At 63.6% G+C, this 19,609-nt stretch carries 17 protein-coding genes; 9 read left to right on the top strand and 8 right to left on the bottom strand.

Going from position 1 to position 19,609, the window contains the following annotated elements; all coding sequences use genetic code 11:
- Nucleotides 1–218 precede the first annotated feature (218 nt).
- The gene (asnB, locus tag BFN03_RS13775; RefSeq protein ID WP_070379474.1) at nt 219–2,060 is read left to right on the top strand and encodes an asparagine synthase (glutamine-hydrolyzing); all 1,842 of its coding nucleotides are present in this window, start codon (nt 219–221) and stop codon (nt 2,058–2,060) included.
- A 186-nt stretch (nt 2,061–2,246) separates the two neighbouring features.
- Nucleotides 2,247–4,088: an asparagine synthase (glutamine-hydrolyzing) gene (gene asnB / locus BFN03_RS13770; protein ID WP_070379473.1), complete on the top strand. Its 1,842-nt coding sequence runs from the start codon at nt 2,247–2,249 to the stop codon at nt 4,086–4,088.
- A gap of 413 nt (nt 4,089–4,501) precedes the next feature.
- Here the strand turns inward: asnB (BFN03_RS13770) and BFN03_RS13765 are convergent, their stop codons facing one another.
- Nucleotides 4,502–5,998 (bottom strand): carboxyl transferase domain-containing protein, encoded by a 1,497-nt coding sequence (locus tag BFN03_RS13765; RefSeq protein WP_070379472.1) that lies wholly within the window; start codon nt 5,996–5,998, stop codon nt 4,502–4,504.
- A 131-nt stretch (nt 5,999–6,129) separates the two neighbouring features.
- Between BFN03_RS13765 and BFN03_RS13760 the strand changes: the two genes are divergently transcribed.
- Complete coding sequence (locus BFN03_RS13760) at nt 6,130–6,597, top strand: SRPBCC family protein (RefSeq protein ID WP_070379471.1); 468 nt, start codon at nt 6,130–6,132, stop codon at nt 6,595–6,597.
- A 57-nt stretch (nt 6,598–6,654) separates the two neighbouring features.
- On the opposite strand, the gene BFN03_RS13755 is transcribed toward BFN03_RS13760, so the two are convergent.
- From BFN03_RS13755 to BFN03_RS13740, 4 genes are read right to left on the bottom strand one after another with little or no spacing between them, the layout of a single operon-like run.
- Complete coding sequence (locus BFN03_RS13755; RefSeq protein WP_070379470.1) at nt 6,655–7,848, bottom strand: ABC transporter permease; 1,194 nt, start codon at nt 7,846–7,848, stop codon at nt 6,655–6,657.
- Nucleotides 7,845–8,741, bottom strand: coding sequence for an ABC transporter ATP-binding protein (locus BFN03_RS13750; RefSeq protein WP_070379469.1), 897 nt, complete (start codon nt 8,739–8,741; stop codon nt 7,845–7,847). Before BFN03_RS13750 ends, BFN03_RS13755 begins: the two co-directional genes overlap by 4 nt.
- A 33-nt stretch (nt 8,742–8,774) precedes the next feature.
- Nucleotides 8,775–9,311: a hypothetical protein gene (locus tag BFN03_RS13745; protein ID WP_070379468.1), complete on the bottom strand. Its 537-nt coding sequence runs from the start codon at nt 9,309–9,311 to the stop codon at nt 8,775–8,777.
- Complete coding sequence (locus BFN03_RS13740; RefSeq protein ID WP_084385623.1) at nt 9,304–9,609, bottom strand: helix-turn-helix transcriptional regulator; 306 nt, start codon at nt 9,607–9,609, stop codon at nt 9,304–9,306. Before BFN03_RS13740 ends, BFN03_RS13745 begins: the two co-directional genes overlap by 8 nt.
- A 195-nt stretch (nt 9,610–9,804) precedes the next feature.
- On the opposite strand from BFN03_RS13740, the gene fdxA reads away from it, so the two are divergent.
- Entirely contained in the window at nt 9,805–10,131 is a 327-nt protein-coding gene (fdxA, locus tag BFN03_RS13735) for a ferredoxin (protein ID WP_070380922.1), read from the top strand.
- A 37-nt stretch (nt 10,132–10,168) separates the two neighbouring features.
- Here the strand turns inward: fdxA and BFN03_RS13730 are convergent, their stop codons facing one another.
- Nucleotides 10,169–10,780 (bottom strand): class I SAM-dependent methyltransferase, encoded by a 612-nt coding sequence (locus BFN03_RS13730; RefSeq protein ID WP_232320273.1) that lies wholly within the window; start codon nt 10,778–10,780, stop codon nt 10,169–10,171.
- A 103-nt stretch (nt 10,781–10,883) separates the two neighbouring features.
- Entirely contained in the window at nt 10,884–11,324 is a 441-nt protein-coding gene (locus BFN03_RS13725; RefSeq protein WP_070379466.1) for a cupin domain-containing protein, read from the bottom strand.
- An 86-nt stretch (nt 11,325–11,410) separates the two neighbouring features.
- Here BFN03_RS13725 and BFN03_RS13720 point away from each other — a divergent pair, with 86 nt between their 5' ends.
- Nucleotides 11,411–12,550 carry a lipase family protein gene (locus tag BFN03_RS13720; protein ID WP_070379465.1) on the top strand — a complete coding sequence of 380 codons (1,140 nt, stop codon included), beginning with the start codon at nt 11,411–11,413 and terminating at the stop codon, nt 12,548–12,550.
- Here BFN03_RS13720 and BFN03_RS13715 read toward each other — a convergent pair.
- Nucleotides 12,547–13,650 (bottom strand): NAD(P)-binding domain-containing protein, encoded by a 1,104-nt coding sequence (locus BFN03_RS13715; RefSeq protein ID WP_070379464.1) that lies wholly within the window; start codon nt 13,648–13,650, stop codon nt 12,547–12,549. The genes BFN03_RS13720 and BFN03_RS13715 overlap by 4 nt on opposite strands.
- Before the next feature lie 148 nt (nt 13,651–13,798).
- Between BFN03_RS13715 and BFN03_RS13710 the strand changes: the two genes are divergently transcribed.
- The 4 genes from BFN03_RS13710 to BFN03_RS13695 all read left to right on the top strand — a co-directional run bounded on the left by BFN03_RS13710 (nt 13,799) and on the right by BFN03_RS13695 (nt 19,488).
- Complete coding sequence (locus BFN03_RS13710) at nt 13,799–14,530, top strand: enoyl-CoA hydratase (RefSeq protein ID WP_070379463.1); 732 nt, start codon at nt 13,799–13,801, stop codon at nt 14,528–14,530.
- Between the two features lie 44 nt (nt 14,531–14,574).
- Nucleotides 14,575–15,690, top strand: a complete 1,116-nt coding sequence (locus BFN03_RS13705) for an MBL fold metallo-hydrolase (protein ID WP_070379462.1) — start codon at nt 14,575–14,577, stop codon at nt 15,688–15,690.
- A 49-nt stretch (nt 15,691–15,739) separates the two neighbouring features.
- Nucleotides 15,740–18,190, top strand: a complete 2,451-nt coding sequence (locus BFN03_RS13700) for an HAD-IC family P-type ATPase (RefSeq protein WP_070379461.1) — start codon at nt 15,740–15,742, stop codon at nt 18,188–18,190.
- Between the two features lie 194 nt (nt 18,191–18,384).
- A complete protein-coding gene (locus BFN03_RS13695) occupies nt 18,385–19,488 on the top strand; it encodes a beta-propeller fold lactonase family protein (RefSeq protein ID WP_232320271.1) in 1,104 nt (367 codons plus the stop codon).
- Nucleotides 19,489–19,609: the final 121 nt, after the last annotated feature.

The raw sequence follows: 19,609 nt of genomic DNA, 5'->3' as shown, positions 1-19,609 counted from the left end.
ATGACGGAGGTGATGTGCCGTGAGGAACTCGGTGTCGTGAGGAAATCGGAGATTGTCGGGTGGGAGCTCAGATGCCGCATTCTCGCGGCGGGGCTACCCTGTGGCCAGGTGGTTAGCAAAAGTAAAGAATGGTCAATGATCGTCAGGGGTGGGGCTCGAGCTTGCCGCCTCGGAAATGATCATGCGCTGAGGAGCGCCGGCGGCAGTTGGAGGAGTTTATGTGTGGAATCGCCGGATGGGTGTCGTTCGAACGCGACCTTCGCATCGAGCAGGCCACACTGGACGACATGACCGAGACGATGAGCTGCCGAGGGCCGGACGACCGCGGTACATGGGTCGTAGAGCATGCGGCGCTCGGCCATCGTAGGCTCGCCGTCATCGACCTGCCGGGCGGTCGCCAGCCGATGAGTGTGGAGACCCCGGATGGTGCGGTTGCGATGGTCTACTCCGGTGAGACCTACAACTTCGGTGAGCTGCGGGAGGAACTGTACGGGCGCGGGCACCGGTTCCTCACTGACTCCGACACCGAGGTCGTTCTCCACGGCTACCTCGAGTGGGGGGAGGCGGTCGCGGATCGCCTCAACGGCATGTACGCGTTTGCCATCTGGGATTCCCGCGTCGACACGCTGGTCATGATTCGCGACCGGATGGGTATCAAGCCGTTCTACTACTACGAGACTCCCGACGGGGTGTTGTTCGGTTCGGAACCGAAGGCGATCCTTGCTAACCCGATCGCTTTGCCGACGGTCACGATGGACGGTGTCCGGGAGATGTTCGCGTTCGTGAAGTCGCCCGGTCATGCGGTGTGGGACGGCATGAACGAGGTGGTTCCGGGCACCATGGTCACGGTCTCTCGGGCCGGGCTGCGCACCCGCCAATACTGGTCTTTGCAAACGCTTCCGCACACGGACGACCGGGAGACCTCGGTCGCGCACGTCCGCGAACTCCTCGACGACATCGTGCGCCGGCAATTGGTTGCCGATGTGCCACGCTGTACTTTGCTGTCCGGCGGCCTCGATTCCTCGTCGATGACCGCGATAGCGGCCGAGCAACTCGCGGAGGTGGGCGAGACCGTACGGTCGTTCTCCGTTGATTTCGTCGGTCAGACAGAGCATTTCATCCCTGACGCATTGCGGGATGCCCCCGACACTCCGTTCGTGCACGATGTTGCCAAGCGCTCCCGAACCGACCACCGGGACATCGTGCTCGACTCCGAGCTTGTGGCGGACCCCGCGGCACGAAGGCAGATGCTCATCGCACGCGACATTCCAGAGGGGGTAGGGGACATCGACACGTCGCTGTACCTGCTGTTCAAGGAGATCCGCAAGCATTCCACGGTGGCGCTGTCCGGTGAGTCGGCCGATGAGGTCTTCGGCGGATACAAATGGTTCTTCGATCCGAAGGTGCGGGAGGCGAACACCTTTCCATGGCTCGTGCGATACGACGATCATTTCGGCGACGATCGTGACATCCTCACCCCGGAGCTCATGGCGGAGCTGAACATGGATGAGTACGTGCAGGATTCGTACGATTCCGCCGTGGCCTGCATCGACAGGCTCGACGGCGAGTCCGACTTCGAATGGCGTATGCGCAAGATCTGCAATCTGCATCTGACGCGCTTCGTGCGAATCCTGCTCGATCGCAAGGACCGCGCGAGTATGGCCGTCGGCCTCGAGGTTCGGGTGCCGTACTGCGATCATCGACTCGTCGAGTACGTATACAACACTCCGTGGTCGCTGAAAACCTTCGACGGCAAGGAAAAGTCACTGCTGCGGGCAGCGGCCCACGATGTGCTGCCGCAGTCGGTGATCGATCGGGTGAAGTCGCCGTACCCCTCTACCCAGGACCCCAAGTATGCGGTCGTACTGCAGCAGCAGTGCAAGGAGCTGCTCAGCGACCGCTCACACCCGGTGTTCGGACTGATCAGCCCGGATTGGCTGTCCCGGGCCGTGTCCGTCGATACACCGCAGGTCACTCCGATGTCGCGGCGCGGGCTCGAGCGCACCCTCGACGTCGCGGCGTGGATGGGTATTTACAAGCCGACACTCAAGCTGTCTTGATCTCCTCCCGAGTGACAGCCGGCGGCCATTTCTCTGTGTGCAGAACTTGCCAGAAAGGGCTATCTTGGAGATAGGTGGTTAGCCAAAGTAAAGAATAATAAATGCCGACCATGCAGCGGTCTGGCGTTCGCCACCTCGCACATGACCACGCGCTGAGAAGAGCGCTGGCGGCAGTTGGAGGAACGTATGTGTGGAATCACCGGATGGGTCTCGTTCGAACGTGATCTGCGCGTCGAGCAGCCCACCGTGGAATCCATGACCGAGACGATGAGCTGCCGCGGACCGGACGACCGCGGTACGTGGGTGGTAGAGCATGCAGCTCTCGGTCATCGAAGACTCGCCATCATCGACCTGCCGGGCGGCCGCCAGCCGATGAGTGTGGACACTCCCGATGGTGCGGTCGCGATGGTCTACTCCGGTGAGACGTACAACTTCGGTGAGCTGCGCGAGGAACTGAGCGGGCGCGGGCACCGGTTCGTCACGCAATCCGACACCGAAGTCGTCCTCCACGGCTACCTCGAGTGGGGAGAAGCCGTCGCGGAACGCCTGAACGGCATGTACGCGTTCGCGATTTGGGATTCCCGGGTCGACAGGCTGGTCATGATCCGCGACCGGATGGGTATCAAGCCGTTCTACTACTACGAGACGCCCGACGGCGTGCTGTTCGGTTCGGAGCCGAAGGCGATCCTTGCCAACCCTCTCGTCGAGCCGACGGTCACGATGGACGGTATTCGCGAGATATTCGCGTTCATCAAGTCACCGGGCCATGCGGTGTGGGACGGCATGAACGAGGTACATCCGGGAACCGTGGTCACGGTCTCGCGGGCCGGGCTGCGCACCCACCGATACTGGTCTCTGCAGACAAGGCCGCACACCGACGACCAGGAGACGTCGGTCGCGCACGTCCGCGAACTTCTCGACGACATCGTGCGCCGGCAACTGGTCGCCGATGTGCCCCGCTGCACCCTGCTGTCCGGAGGCCTCGACTCCTCCGCGATGACCGCGATAGCGGCAGAGCAACTGGCCGAGGTGGGCGAGACGGTACGGTCGTTCGCCGTTGATTTCGTCGGTCAGACCGAGCATTTCATCCCTGATGAACTGCGGGGCACCCCGGACACTCCATACGTCCACGATGTTGCCGAGCGTTCACGGACCAATCATCGTGACATCGTGCTCGACTCCGAGCATCTGGCGGATCCCGCCGTACGACGGCACATGATCAGGGCACGCGACATCCCAGTGGGAATGGGGGATATGGACACCTCGTTGTATCTGTTGTTCAAGGAGATCCGCAAGCATTCCACGGTGGCGCTGTCCGGTGAGTCGGCGGACGAGGTCTTCGGTGGCTACAAGCACTTTTTCGATCCGATGGTGCAGCAGGCGAACACCTTTCCGTGGCTCGTGCGGTTCGCGGAGCACTTCGGCGACGACCGTGGCATCTTCACCCCGGAGGTCATGGCGGGGCTGAACCTGAATGAGTACGTGAAGGAGTCGTATGACTCCTCCGTGGCCTGCATCGACAGGCTCGATGGCGAGTCCGATTTCGAGTGGCGAATGCGCAAGGTGTGCTACTTCCACTTGACGCGCTTCGTGCGGCTACTGCTCGATCGTAAGGACCGCGCGAGCATGGCCGTCGGCCTCGAGGTTCGGGTGCCGTTCTGCGATCATCGACTCGTCGAATATGTGTACAACGCGCCGTGGTCGCTGAAGACCTTCGATGGCAGGGAGAAGTCGCTACTGCGGGGCGCGGCCAAGGATGTGCTGCCGCAGTCGGTGGTAGACCGGGTGAAGTCGCCGTACCCGTCCACCCAGGATCCGCAATACGCTGTCGTATTGGAACAGCAGTGCAAGGAGTTGCTCAGCGACCGCTCGCACCCGGTGTTCGGCTTGGTCAGCCCGGATTGGCTGTCTCAGGCCGTGTCTGTCGACACCCCGCAGATCACGCAGATGTCGCGGCGCGGGCTCGAGCGCACCCTCGATCTCGCGGCGTGGATGGACATCTACAAGCCCACCCTAAAGTTGTCTTGATTGTTTTCAGCCTGTCGAGAGCGCAACGTGTCAGGGCAACACCTCTGGTTCGGGGGTAGTCCCGGGCACGTTGCTGCGCTCGACGAATAGGGCCTTCTCTACGACTCGAACATCCCACGGCGTTGTCGCCGACCGAGGCGGTGTCGCCGGTGGCGTGTCCGCCGTCGGCGGTATTGCGCTTCCACGTGCACGCCGAGCCTTCCACGCCAGGGTTGAAGTAGATGCCGGGTTTGACCTCGCTGGGGCCATCGCCTACGTCGAAACTGCCATCGGCGGGAATAGTCGGCTTGCCTAAGCTCCCCAACGATCCCGATAGCGCCGTCGAGCCGGAAGACTCGGTGGAGGGCACACCGAGGAGAACGCTACAACCAAATTCGAGGAACACCAGAAGGACACGCGGCCTCCGTGGTCGCCTACCGAGTCGAGCCCAGATTCCGATAGCGGGCGTGTCGTGCCGCAGTTCGCTCCTTCTCGGGAGCCTTTGCCAGGGCACGGATTTCCCGGGAGATGGTCTCGCCGACCCGTTTGGAGAAGTCGACGGGTTCGTCTGCGGCATCGGGATACTCGGGAATGACCGCGTCGATGACGCCGTCGCGCAACAGGTCGAGCGAGCGGATGCCCTGGTAGGCAGCCATTTCCGGTGCGTGGGTGGTGTCGCGGTGAACAATGGCGCTGGCGCCCTCCGGTGGGAGAGGGGCCAACCAGCCGTTCTGGGCTGCGAGGACCCGGTCGGCGGGGAGGAAGGCGAGCGCTCCGCCACCTGTTCCCTGGCCGAGCAGCACCGAGACGGTCGGAGTCTTCAACGTCACCAGATCGGAGATGCAGCGCGCGATCTCGGGAGCCAGTCCACGCTCCTCCGCCTCCTGCGACAATGCCGCGCCGAGGGTGTCGATCACCAATACCAGTGGAATCTGCAGTTCCCCGGCCAATCGCATACCCCGTCTGGCCTGGCGCAGTGCGGCGGGGCCCATCGTGTTCCGCGCAGACTGTCCGGCGCGGTCCTGGCCCAGCAGCACACACGGTGTGCCGCGGAACCTGACCAGTGACAGCAGGACGGTTCCCTCGGTCTCGCCCTGCCCGGTACCGCTGAGCGGCACCTGATCGGTCGTGGCATGGCGGAGCAGGTGGCGGATTCCCGGACGGTCGGCGCGCCGTGACAGCAGCACCGATTGCCATGCAGGGATATCCGGGATGTCGGGTAGGGGTAGCGCCTCGCGAGTGCTCGACTCATCCGGGGGGTCGACCAGGACTCGTAGCGTCCGGTGAACGAACGACCGGAGCCGTTGTGCTGGTACCACCCCGTCGATGACGCCGTTGCGGTACAGGTTCTCAGATGTCTGCACGCCCTCCGGGAATTTCTCGTCGTACAGAGCCTCGTAGACACGGGGACCGAGGAACCCGATCAGGGCGCCGGGCTCGGCCACGGTGATGTGCCCGAGTGACCCCCATGATGCGAATACTCCACCGGTGGTCGGATTTCGCAGATATACGAGATACGGCAGATGCGCTGCCTTGTGCGTGGCGACCGCGGCTGCGATCTTCACCATCTGCACGAAGGCGATGGTGCCCTCCTGCATGCGGGTTCCGCCCGAGGTGGGTGAGGCGAGCAGGGGGAGACCTTCGCGAGTGGCGCGTTCGATGGCGGAGACGATGCGCTCGGCCGAGGCGACTCCAATAGATCCGCCCAGGAAGGCGAACTCGCATGCGATGACCGCGACCGGGCGGCCTCCGATTGCACCGGCTCCGGTGATCACCGATTCGTCGACGCCTGCCTTTTCGGCAGCCGTCGTCAGGTCGTCGCGGTACTTCTCGTTCGGCCGTGTGTGGACGGGGGCGGTGTCCCATGAGATGAAGCTGCCGGCATCGAGTACCAACTCGAGGAGGCCACGGGCGGGCATCTTGTCGGCCATGTCTTACGAGGATAGTGATGAGAGAAAGGGCAGGTCTTCGAGAATTGGACAGACCCCTCGCCTACGGTTGATCCGAAACTGTTCGGACGCCCGGGCTCACACGAGACCGGCATGGAAGAAACGGGTGCTCGATGTCTGCTTCGGAGATTCGCTTGGATCGGGTGATCGCTGCACCGGTCGGCTCGGTCTGGAAGGTTCTCACCGATCTCGACAACGCAGAGGCGGTGCTGAGCGGCGTGAAGAAGATCGAAAGGCTGGACGGGACGGGGTACGAGGTGGGCACCCGTTGGCGGGAGACCCGGGTGATGTTCGGCAAGTCCGCGACCGAAGACATGTGGGTTGCGGAGGTCGACCCGGAGAAGCGCACCGTCGTGAAGGCGACGTCCGACGAAGCGGACTACTCGACGGTCTTCACTCTCGAGCCTACTGGGGACGGCACGACATTGACGATGCGGTTCTCGGCGATCGCCGCGGACCCGGGCGCTCTTGCCAAGGTCATGATGAAGGTGCTGGGGCCTCTCGCAATGAGAGCCACCACCAAGGCGATCCGGCGCGATCTGGACGACATCGCTGCAGCAGCAGTGAAACTGGCCGGCTGACGCCCGTCGCCGATCACGTTGCCGACTCGGACAACATGATCGGCGACGCACGGAGTTCTATCGACCTAGCGCTTCCTTCCACGAGACGACCTTGCCGATCCTCAGGATCGAGCGTTGGTAGATCTTCGCGGCGAGAACGCTGAGTCCGGCAGTGACCACCAACATGAGCGCGATGGTCGCGACCACCTGCGTCGGCGACGCTACTCCCGATGCGATGCGGAGCGGCATCAGGATCGCGGAGAACGGCGGAATCCAACTGAGCACGTTGCTCAGCGTGCCGTCCGGGTTGCTGACAGACGAAAAGGCGCTGAAGAACATGATGACAATGAGAACCACCAATGGCGACGCGGTGGAGTTGACGTCCTCTTGTCGCGACACCATCGAACCTGCGGCGGCATAGAGGACTGCGAAGAAAGCGAAGCCGAGGACGAACCAGCCGAGAGTGCTGGCCAACACACCGAATGCCGTCCCGGTCAAGGTGAGGACACCCGTTGCCAGTCCGGCAGAGACGCCGGCCACTCCGTACGCTGCCAACTGGACCAGGCCCACGGCTCCGATGCCGATCACCTTGCCCCACAACAGTTGCAACGGGCGCAGCGTCGAGAGCAGTAGTTCGACGACGCGACTGGACTTCTCTTCGACTACACCCATCGCCACGTACATGCCGAACATCATGATCTGCATGTACAGCAGGACGACGACGGCGACCGACAAGGCAACGCGCTGACCCTGTTCGGGATCGGGCGGATCGAGCGCGTCGACGGTCACGCTCGCCTTGCCGGTTGCCTCGGCCAGTTGCGCGGGGTCCACACCCTGCGCGGAGAGAGCAGCGATCTCTGCCTGTTGCGCCACAGCCACGTCGATGACTGTGCGGAGACCTGAGTTGATATCGGATTCGGTTACAGCAGTGTAGGATCCGTCAGTTCCAGGAATCAGGGCGATATCGAGATTGCCAGCTTCTACCCGGTCACGCGCAGCGTGTTCGTCCGGGGTCTCTGTTACGTCGACCGGGGTACCGACGGCGTCACCCGTGGCAACAAGGGTTGAGGCGATTGACTGGTCGCCGACCAGTCCGATCGTGGCGGGTTGGTCGTCACTGCCCGAAAAGATGGAATGAACCAGGATGCCACCGACGATCGCGAGCAGGATGATCACGTTGCTGATCACGAAGCTCTTCTTCGACACCTGGGTGAGGAACTCGCGCCGGGCCACGAGGCCGATCGCGCGAGCAGGATGCAGTGGGGCGCTCATGCTGCGACCACCTCTCGGAACAGATCGGTCAGGGAAGGCCGGTGCAACGAGAACTCGTGTACCGGACCGGTTTTCAGTGCGGTATGGAGGATCAACTGGTCATCGACGCCGGGCGCGAGTGACAGTAGCGTTCTGCCGTCGAGATGACTGATCGTGTTCACACCCTCGATGTGGTGGGCCCATCCGACCGGTGCCTCTGGGGCGTGTACTTCGAGTCGTGCCGGCCCGCCCTCGCGCAGTTCGTCGACGGTGCCGATCGCCCGCATCCGGCCATGGCTGATGATGCCCACGCGGTGGCACAGGCGCTCGACAAGCTCGAGCTGATGACTCGAGAAGATCACCGGCACTCCGGTATTCGCCTTCTCCACCAGAACATCGCTCATGACATCGACTGCCACGGGGTCGAGTCCGGAGAACGGCTCGTCGAGAACCAGGACCGAAGGATCGTGTACGAGGGCGGCGGCCAGTTGGACGCGTTGCTGGTTGCCGAGGGATAACGCGTCGACGGTATCGTCCACTCGATCTGCAATGCCCAGCCGAGTTGTCCACCGCGTGACGGCTTCGCGGGCCGCGGAGCGGGGTATGCCATGTAGCTGCGCAAGATACGCAAGTTGACTGCCTACCTTCATCTTCGGGTAGAGCCCACGTTCCTCGGGCATGTAGCCGATGGTGCGTCGCACGTCCAGGTCCACAGCCTTGCCACCGAGGCGGACCTCGCCGGAATCTGCGGAGAGTACTCCGAGGGCGATCCGCATGGTGGTCGTCTTGCCGGCGCCGTTGCTGCCGACAAACCCGAAGATCTCGCCGGGCCGTACTTCGAAGGAGAGGTCGTCGAGTGCGACGGTCTCGCCGTAGCGTTTGGATATGCCGTCGATCGCGAGTGTGTGAGGCATTGAGTCCTTCCTGGTGCAAGCGGGCAAGAGATTTTATGAAGGTAGATCGTCGGGCTCGGGGTCTGGCTGCGTCCAGCCGAGAATCATTGCGGGCAGGCAACCTCCGATGATCACCGCAGTGAGCACGAGTAAGCCGGCGGCGTAGGCCACGTTGTACTGGTCGCCATCTTTGATCCCGAGGACCAGATACAACGCGGGAATCGATGTCAGAACCTGGGTGACCGTGAGTCCGATCGAGCGGGCACTGTTGCGCTGCTGTATTTCCCACTCGTCGAGAGCGTCGCGTGGTGCGTCACCTAGCCGCCCCGACACGATCTGAAGCGTCGTCCACAGTGGGATGAACAGGAGGCACCCTGCCAGCCACAACAGTCCTCCGCCCGTGATGTCGAAGTGGCACACCATGCCCGCCGCGGTCATGAGCAGAAGCGTCGCCACCAGAGCCGTGACCACGATTCGTCTTCGGGTTCGCGTCCGCCAACCTGGCAGCCAGGTGCGGTAGTGCCTCTCGTTCCTGAGGAACTGGCGCGTCCTGAAATCCTGGTACCGCTCGATCAGGTTGGTATCAGCCATGGGAACTCTCCCCCTCTTCGTCGTCGGCCGCGCGCCTCTTGTCGCGATATAACTCGGTGGACAGAGGCCCGAACTCCGTGCGGGAGAAGATCGCCTCGACCGGAAGCTCGAAAACCGCCGAGATGCGGAGCGCCAGGTCGAGGCTGGGGTAGTGGTCCCCGCGCTCGAGTGCACCGACGGTCTGTGGATTCACTTCGATGAGTGCAGCTAGCTGAGATCGGCTCATTCCTCGCTCGGCGCGCAGGACGCCGATGCGGTTGTAGATAGGGAGAGAATCCCCCCGCCGTACTGGACTCATGCAACAAAGTATTAGGAAAACACAACGAGTTGTCAAGGTTTTCTTTACCGGTGGGTTGATCTCATCGTGGAGGGAGCCTCCGGGTGCTGGTGTCGGCGATCCACGTGGCTGAAGCCGGAGAAGTCGGTCGCGGTAAATTTGGTGGCGAGTGCACTCGATTCGCGCCCGACGGCAGGAAAGGCCAGGATTAATCACGTGACGTACACCATCGCAGAGCCTTGCGTCGATGTCCTGGACAAGGCCTGCATCGAGGAATGTCCCGTCGACTGCATCTACGAGGGCGGCCGGATGCTCTATATTCACCCCGACGAATGCGTCGATTGCGGTGCCTGCGAGCCGGTCTGCCCCGTGGAGGCCATCTATTACGAGGACGATGTCCCGGATCAGTGGGTCGAGTACACGAAGGCGAACGCCGACTTCTTCGAAGAGCTCGGGTCGCCGGGGGGCGCGTCGAAGGTCGGTAAGACCGATTACGACGTCCCGCTCGTCCGGGCGCTTCCGCCCATGGCCGACAGCGACTAGCCGGCCCCGAGAGGTCGGCCGCCGGGTGCGCCGGAGGTCAGTTCTTGACGAGCCGGAACCATCGAGGGTCGACCTTCTCGATTGCCCGGGGTAGGCCGACGATGTCGGCGTCGACGTCGGTCACAAGTTTCCATTTCTCGAACGCCCGTTCCACATCGGAGCGGGAGACACCCCTCGGCAGCGGACCGCGGTAGCCGGGGCCGAATGCGAACATCAGCAGCGCGGCGTGGGGTTCGCTCACAGCTGTGACATTTTCGACGTATGCGACCCGGTCTTGGTCGCTCAGGCCGTGGTAGCACCCGACGTCGAGGATCAGGTGATAGCCACGTCCGACGGCATGCTCGAGGTCGGTGGCATCTGCATGTACGAATTGAACCTCGACACCCGCTTTCCGGGCCCTGGACCGCGCTTTGTCGAGGGCTAGTTTGACATTGTCGATCCCGGTCACCTGCCAGCCGCGCTTGGCCATCGCGATGGCCTGGTAGCCGGTGCCGCATCCGATATCCAGAACCTTCCCCGGTGGTACGTCGAGTGGATCGAGCAGTGCTTGGATCTGATTCTCGAAGATGGGTCCTGCCGTCACCCAAGGCGTGATCTTGAACCGATAGGCCAGTTTGTAGCCAAGGCCCATTTCGTCCCCCTTCCGCACGCGTGTCCTCACCCCTGCACCGATGCGGTCGGAGTACCCGGATTTATCGAAATGACACGCAAACGTCCACATTCTGAGACGGCGGAAAGTGTCTGCGACGCTCCTAGATCAACCGAAAGTCCTCGAAGTCGAAGCCCGGGACCACGACGCAACTGACAAGGGTCGGTTCGTCGCCTTCAGATCTTGCGCTTTGCCAATGTCGCGGCGGGACCAGGAGTTGGGGTTGCTCGCCGGCTGCCACGTCGGATCCGAGGATCTGGGCGGTGGGGGAGGCGGGTTTCGGTCCGTCGCCGCCGAGTTCGAGCACCAGCGGGCTGCCACGGTGGTACAGCCAGATCTCGGCACTGCGCACCGTGTGCCACACCGATCGCTGACCGGGCATCAGGAGGAACAGGATCGCGGTTCCGGCCGACCGCGGTCCCGGATAGTCGGGCAGGTTGGCTTCAGGGACGGTGATGTCGCTGCGCCACGTCTCTCGGTACCACCCGCCTTCCGGGTGCGGGGTGAGGTCGAGCGGTCGTGCCCAATCAGGTAGCTCCGCCATCCTTCACATTCTGCCGGGCGCTGGGGGCCCAGCGACCGAGAAATCGAGCGACCAGTCGGCAATTCTCGCGTGGCTACTGTGGAGAAATGCAGCGGTTGCGGCGCGTCCTTGTTTTCCTTGTCATGTTCACCGTGATGTGGGCGCCCACCGTCGGAGCAGATCCCACGCGGGTAGGCCTGAGCCCGGGTGCAGTGGTGGCGTCGTCGGAGCTGCCGGCGGATTTGTGGCTCCCCGGCACCGGTTCCGCGTACAGGATGACCTACCTTACGACCGATCGGGGTGGTATCACTCCGTCCACGGGGATGTTGTTCGTGCCGCCGGGGCTGCCACCGCCGGGTGGCTGGCCGGTGATCGCCTGGGCTCATGGAACGGTCGGGGACTCCGACGCCGACGCCCCTTCGGTGACGGGTGTCGACAAAGCGTCCAGCGACTACGTGAGCGGCTTGCTGCAGAGCGGATACGCGGTCGCGGCGACCGACTACGTCGGCATGGGTACGCCCGGTGTGCCGCCCTATCTCGACGGCAAGGTCGCCGGACGCAGCGTTATCGATTCGGTGCGGGCAGCCCGGGAGATCGACGCCGATTTGTCCCCGACGTGGATGGCGGTCGGTCTTTCGCAGGGCGGGCAGGCTGCGGTGTTCGCAGCGCACGCCGCCACGACGTACGCGCCGGAACTCGACTACCGCGGGGCGGTTGCGAACGGGGTGCCGTCGAACATCGAAGTGGTATCCGCCTGGGCCGGTCCGTCGTTTCCGCCGCAAGGACTCGAAGGTCTGACCTTGTTCATGTCGTACGTGATCGCCGGGCTCCGTGACGCTTACCCGGAGTTGGACGTCGACAGCTACCTCACACCGCTCGGGAAGCAGCTCGTCGACGCGGGCCCAGAAGTTCCTCTCGAGCAGTTTCATACCATGACGCAGAACGTGTCGGTGGCGCAGATGTTGTCACGGTCGATCGACACACCGGAGTTGCAGTCTGCGTTGCGCGAATATCTGGAAGTGCCGGTATCCGGGTACGACCGTCCGTTGATGATCGCCCAAGGGCTTACCGATACCGTCGTCCCGATACCGCTTACCGAACTATTGGTCTTCGAGATGCGCGTGGCCGGAACAGATCTCGACTACCGAGTGTATCCAGGTGGGCATGTGGACAGCATGTACCAGGGAGAATCGGACCAGGCCGCGTTCATTGCCCGGCTGATCCACGAGACCGCGCCGACTGGCTAGAGAGCACCGAGAGGCGCAACGAGGCCCAGATGGCGGGTGAGCTCGCGGGCCGCCGCCTGGCCTGCCCTGTTTGCACCGATCGTCGACGATGACGGGCCGTATCCCACAAGGTGGATGCGGGGATCCGACTCGACTCGAGTGGCAAGGCGCCCCGTCATGGTGATCCCTCCGCCTGGACCTCGTAGCCGGAGCGGGGCAAGGTGGTCGAGCGAACTGCGAAAGCCCGTGCACCACAAAATTACATCGGCTATCTGTTCGCGCCCGTCAGCCCAACGGACACCGTCTGCCGTTATCTCGCTGAACATCGGCTGTCGTTCGAGTGCGCCACGTGCGCGGGCGGCGCGGATCGCCGGTGTGACAGGCAGGCCAGTTACGGATACCACCGAGCCCGGCGGCAGACCGCGCCGAACGCGGTCCTCGACGAGTGCCACCGCGGCACGCCCCGTCTCGATGGTAAAAGGCTCGTCCCGGAACTCGGGTTCGCGGCGCGTGACCCAGGTGGTGGTGGTGATGCGGGATATCTCGTCCAACAGCTGGACCGCGGAGATTCCACCGCCGACGACCAGAACGTGCTGTCCCGCGAAATCCTGGGCCGAAGAGTAGTCCTTGGTGTGTAGTTGGCGGCCGGTGAACGACCCCGCGCCGGGATAGTGGGGAATGAATGGGCGCTCCCAGGTACCAGTTGCGTTGATGAGACCGCGCGTGGTGATGGTGCCCTTGTCTGTCTCGATCCGCAATCGTTGATCGCGTTCGCAGACCACCGAAGTGTGGACAGGGCGGTGTACCGGCAGTTCGAACTGCTCCTCGTACATCGCGAAGTACTCCGGAACGGCGCTCGATGCAGTCACCTCATCGACCGGACCGTTCGTATCGATGCCGACGGCCTCGGCGAAGCCGAGTCCCGGAAGATCGTGCAGTGCGTTGACCGTAGTGAGCGTCAGCGATGGCCAGCGGTACTGCCAGGCACCGCCCGGGCCGGCCGCATGGTCGACGACGACGAATCCGGACTCCGGTTCCACGCCGAATTTACGTAGGTAGTACGCCGCGGAAAGTCCTGCCTGCCCGGCACCGATTACGGCCACATCGACGTCAGTGTTCATGGTTCTCGTCATCTCCACTCTCACAACAATCGACGAGTCCTCAGTGTTCCGGCGCTCGCGTGGACTCGGCGTGTGGTTGGCTATCGATTGTCGAGCGTGGGCGTGGAGAATGTCCGGTAAGCAGTAATCGAGGCGGAAGTGAGTGGGCATGATCGGGACGAGTCGTGAGGGTGACGTGTTCACCATCGAATTGCAACGCCCCGAACGTCGTAATGCGTTGAACACCGAGATCTGTGAACTCGTTCGCGAGGAGACTGAGAAGTCCATCACCGACGGTGCGAGGGCAATTGTTATCACTGGCCAGGGCAGCTCCTTCTGCGCCGGCGCCGACCTGTCAGGCGATGCGTACGCGGACGGGTTCACCGACACCTTGTTCGAGATGCTGCACACCATCGATTCGGTGCCGGTTCCCGTCGTAGCGGCGATCAACGGCCCGGCAATCGGGGCGGGCACGGTGCTCGCCCTTGCTGCAGACCTGCGTGTGGTAGCCCCGGAAGCGCGTTTCGCCATCCCTGCCGCCAAGCTCGGGATTTCCGTCGACCGTTGGACTGTGCACCGTCTGGCCGCGCTGATCGGTGGGGGACCGGCCCGCACGATCCTGCTGGGTGCGGAGGAGATCGGCGCAGATGAGGCGCTACTGCGCGGCCTCGCCAACAAACTCGGGGACCTCGAGGTCGCACAGCAGTGGGCTCATTCGATCTCGCAACTCGCACCGCTATCGCTTCAACACCTCAAGATGGTGCTCAACGATGACGACACCCAGAGCCCGCCACCACCTGAGCAACTCGCCGCATTGCATGCGGCGTGGAAGAGCTATGACGCACAGGAGGCACGCAAGGCGCGCGCGGAAAATCGGCCACCGGTCTTCCGAGGCCGTTAGCGGCCGACAGGTCCACTCTCCACACGCCTGGTTACAGTGTCGGGGTGAACGTGAAGAGCGCTGTGACGACTGTTCTGGGCTCCGCCGCCTTCGGGTGGCTGGCGCGCGCTGCATGGGGGCTGCCCGCTCAGGTCGGTGCCTCGCGCGCGAAGGTGCGTCCGTACGCCGCGGTGTCACCGCGCTACCGGGACGGACAGTTCCACAACACCGAACCGGGTAGCGTATTCGTGCCCGAACCCGAGAGCGGAATCGTCAAGGCGCTGATCACTCGTGGCAAAGCCGGACGCCCGCGTAGGCCGATTCCGCTCGCCACACCTCTCGCACCGGTCGAGGCCGCTGAAGTGGCGGCCACCTGGTACGGCCATTCGAGCGTGCTCGTCGAGGTCGATGGGTACCGAATACTGACTGACCCGGTGTGGAGTCGGCGGGTGTCACCGTCCGCGATCCTCGGTCCGTCCCGCATGCATCCGGTTCCCGTGCCCCTGTCAAAGCTGCCGGTGTTGGACGCGATCGTCATCTCCCATGACCATTACGACCACCTCGACATGGCAACCGTTCAGCAACTCGCGGCCGCCCAGACGGCCCCGTTCGTGGTTCCTGTCGGCCTCGGCGCGCACCTGCGAACGTGGCGGGTGCCGGAGGAGCGGATCATCGAACTCGACTGGGACGAGTCCACTGCGGTCGGAGATTTGACGCTTACGTGCACGGAGGCACGCCATTTCTCCGGGCGGGGGCTTGTCCGCAATACCACCCAGTGGGCGTCTTGGGTGCTTGCCGGACCGAGTCGGAAGGTCTTCTTCGGTGGCGACAGCGGATACACGACGCGCTTCGCGGATATGGGTCGTCGGTACGGACCTTTCGACCTCACGCTCCTGCCGGTCGGCGCCTACGACCCCCGGTGGCCCGACATTCACATGAACCCGGAAGAGGCGGTGCAGACGCACGCCGATCTGGGTAACGGCGACGCCGAAGGGGGGCTGCTGATGCCCGTGCACTGGGCGACGTTCAACCTCGCGTTCCATGGGTGGTCGGAGCCGATCGTCCGACTGCTTGCGGCCGCGGAGGCGAAGGGCACGCCGGTCACGGTGCCGATGCCCGGCCAGCGGGTGGACGCGCTGAAACCGCCGGAGCCGACATCATGGTGGAACTCACTCGGGTGAGACGGCGTGCATCCGGCTTAGTGGTCGGTTCTTTGCGTAGCCTTTGACCATGGCCTTCGATGAAACCCGTGCCGACGTCGGCACGCTCTTCGAGCTCGACGGTTTGACGGCCGATCAGGTAGCCGAGAGGGTGGCGGCTGGGCAGACCAACGATGTGCCCGACCGGGCGACCCGGTCGGTGCGCGACATCGTGTATGCCAATGTGTTCACCCGGATCAACGCGATCCTGGGTGTTCTCCTCGTCATCGTGCTGGCGACCGGTTCGATCATCGACGGCATGTTCGGCCTGCTGATCATCGCCAACAGCGGTATCGGCATCATCCAGGAGGTGCGTGCCAAGCGGACCCTCGACAGGCTCGCGATCGTCAGTAGGGCCAGGCCGGCGGTGCGCCGGGAAGGTGTCACCTTGTCGATGGAGCCCCAGGAGGTGGTGCTCGACGACATCATCGAAGTCGGTGCTGGTGATCAGATCGTGGTGGACGGCGTAGTGGTCGAGGCGATGTCACTCGACATCGACGAATCTCTGCTGACCGGCGAAGCCGATCCTGTGCGCAAGAGCAGAGGCGACCAGGTCTTGTCGGGCAGTTTCGTCGCGTCCGGCAGCGGTTGGTACCAGGCCACCAAAGTCGGTCGAGATGCGTACGCCGCGAAACTCACGGACGAAGCCAGCAAGTTCACTCTCGTGCATTCGGAACTGCGCAGCGGCATCAACAAGATCCTGAAGTTCATCACCTATCTGATGGTCCCGGCGGGCCTGCTCATCATCTACAACCAGTTGTTCTCGAGCGGCCAGTCGTTGGCGCCGGCGTTGAACGGCATGGTGGCCGCGTTGGTGCCCATGGTCCCCGAAGGACTAGTGCTGATGACGTCGATCGCATTCGCCGTGGGGGTCGTCCGGCTCGGTCGACGGCAGTGCCTGGTGCAAGAGTTGCCCGCCATCGAGGGCCTCGCGCGGGTCGATGTCGTGTGCGCGGACAAGACCGGAACGCTCACCGAGACCGGCATGCGGCTATCCGAGTTGCGCTGTGCCGAGGTCGGGGATGCCGAATCGTCTCGCGCGGCCCTCGCCGCGATGGCTGGATCCGACCCCCGCCCGAATGCCAGTGTCCTGGCGATCAAGGAGGCGTTTCCGGACGACCCCGGATGGGGTGCGGCCACAGCGGAGGCGCCCTTCTCGTCGGCCAAGAAGTGGAGCGGACAGTCATACGGTGCTCGCGGCAACTGGGTTCTCGGCGCGCCCGACGTACTGCTCGACCCGGGTAGCGACATGGCGAGGCAGGCAGAGGATCTGGGCGCCTCTGGGCTAAGGGTCTTGCTGCTCGGAAGTTGCGACGTGTCTGTCGACGACCCCGGTGCTCCGGGAACGATCACTCCCCGTGCGCTGGTGATCCTCGAACAGCGGGTACGTCCGGAAGCTCACGACACGCTCGAGTACTTCTCGAGCCAGAACGTGAAGGTGAAGGTCATCTCGGGCGACAACGCTGTGTCGGTCGGCGCGGTGGCCGAGTCACTCGGGCTACCGGGCGGTGACCGTCCCGTCGACGCCCGCGGGCTACCCGACGACCGCGACGCACTCGCGCAGACTCTCGAGGGATCCACGACCTTCGGTCGGGTAAGTCCCGACCAGAAGCGGGAGATGGTGGGAGCTTTGCAGTCTCGAGGCCACACCGTCGCGATGACTGGGGACGGCGTCAACGATGTTCTGGCGCTCAAGGATGCCGATATCGGTGTGTCGATGGGCTCGGGCAGCCCCGCGACCCGTGCCGTGGCTCAGATCGTGTTGCTGGACAACAAGTTCTCTACCTTGCCTTACGTCGTGGGAGAGGGCCGCCGGGTGATCGGCAATATCGAGCGCGTCTCGAATCTCTTCCTCACCAAGACGGTGTACTCCGTGCTGCTCGCGTTCCTCATCGGAATCTCCGGTGTGATGTCGCAGATCATGCATATTGATGCGCTGCCGTACCCGTTCCTGCCCCGCCATGTCACGATGGCTGCCTGGTTCACCATCGGTATCCCCGCGTTCATTCTCTCGTTGGCCCCGAACCACGAACGTGCGAGAAGCGGTTTCGTGCCGCGTGTGATGAGACTGGCCATTCCGTCGGGCGTCATCATCGGCGTGACGACGTTCGTTTCGTATCTCCTCGCCTACGCGGGGCCGGGACAGACGGACACTCAGAAGGTCCAGGCGGGAACCTCCGCATTGATCACGCTCATCATGATTGCGCTGTGGGTTCTCGCCGTGGTAGCGCGGCCCTACACCTGGTGGAAACTGGTGCTCATCTTCGGCTCCGCCGGCGCGTATCTGACCCTCTTCGCGTTGCCCGGCACCCGCGAGTTCTTCGAACTCGATCCCACTAATGTTGGTGCCACGACGATGGCGATCGTGTGCGGACTCGTCGGGGTGGTGCTCGTCGAAATCGGATGGTGGGTGACGGGGAGGATACACGGCGAGCGCCGCAGGTTGTTCGCCTCCTCCGCAGATCTGCCTGGCGTGCACTGAGCCCCGTAAGGCGGTCCGAATTCTCGATAGTGCAGCACTCGGACTCGAGACGTGGCGGTATGGGGTTCGGCGAGTCGTGAGCCGAAATCGGGATCTCGGTTGTTAGCCTTTCCTGGGCTGGTGAGGGGTTCCGGTCGCCGGCCGTCGTCACTGCAAGGTTGATCCGCTTTGTTCCTCCGAGGCAGGAGAGAAATGTGAATCACCACAGTAGTTTCCGCGGTTTCTCGACGACTCGGAGGCGTATCCGGCGTCCGGTGTTCGGGCTGGCGGCCATCGCTCTGATGGTGTTCGGTGTCGCAGGCATGGGTACGGGGACCGCAGCGGCGGATACCGTCATCGCGACCGTTCCGGTCGAGAACGACCCCGTCGGGGTGGCGATCACTCCGGATGGATCGCATGCCTACGTCACCAATAGAAATGATGGTTCGGTGTCGGTGATCGAGACGGCTGGCAACACCGTCGTGGGATCACCCATCACCGTCGGGAACGGCCCGCGCGAGGTGGCGATCACCCCGGACGGGGATCATGCCTACGTCACCAACACATTTGATGACTCGGTGTCGGTGATCGAGACGGCGAGCAACACCGTCGTGGGCATACCCATCCCGGTCGGGGACGGCCCGTCCGGGGTGGCGATCACCCCGGATGGGGCTCATGTCTACGTCACCAACACGTTTGGCGATTCGGTGTCGGTGATCGAGACGGCGAGCAACACCGTCGTGGCCGGACCCATCCTGGTGGGGGACGACCCGTCGGGGGTGGCGATCACCCCGGACGGATCCCACGTGTACATCGCTAATTCTCAGGGTGATTCGGTGTCGGTGATGGAGACGGCCGGCAACACCGTCGTGGCCGGACCCATCCTGGTCGGGGACGAACCATCGGCGGTGGCGATCACCCCGGACGGGGCTCATGTCTACGTCACCAACACGTTTGGCGATTCGGTATCGGTGATCGAGACGGCCGGCAACACTGTGGTCCAGAACGTCACTGTCGGTATCTCGCCCCAAGGGGTCGCGGTGACCCCGGACGGTTCCCGCGCCTACGTCACCGACGGCGATAGCGGCGGTTCAGTGTCGGTGATCGAGACCGCTGGCAACACCGTTATCGAGACCGTCCCGGTCGGGGCAGGCCCATTCGGGGTGGCGATCACTCCGGATGGGAACCGCGCCTACGTCGTCAACGGTGACGACGACACGGTGTCGGTGATCGCCATCGAAAGGTGCCTCGGATCGCTGTGTATCGACTTCGGCTCGCTCACCGGTAGCGGCTCGGGGGCGGGGAGCTCGTTCAGCTGACACGTGAACCGTAGTGGCGGGCGGCGCCGTCACCTCGATCGCGGGGTGGCGGTGTCCCTCGCCTCGATTACGGGAACTGGTGATTGTTCGGTCGGTGACCTGGATTCGCAGGGCAGCCGCT

The organism is Rhodococcus sp. WMMA185, assembly GCF_001767395.1.
GTDB lineage: Bacteria > Actinomycetota > Actinomycetes > Mycobacteriales > Mycobacteriaceae > Rhodococcus_F.
Note: the sequence above shows the minus strand (reverse complement) of the source record. Positions and strands in the feature narration are given on the sequence as shown.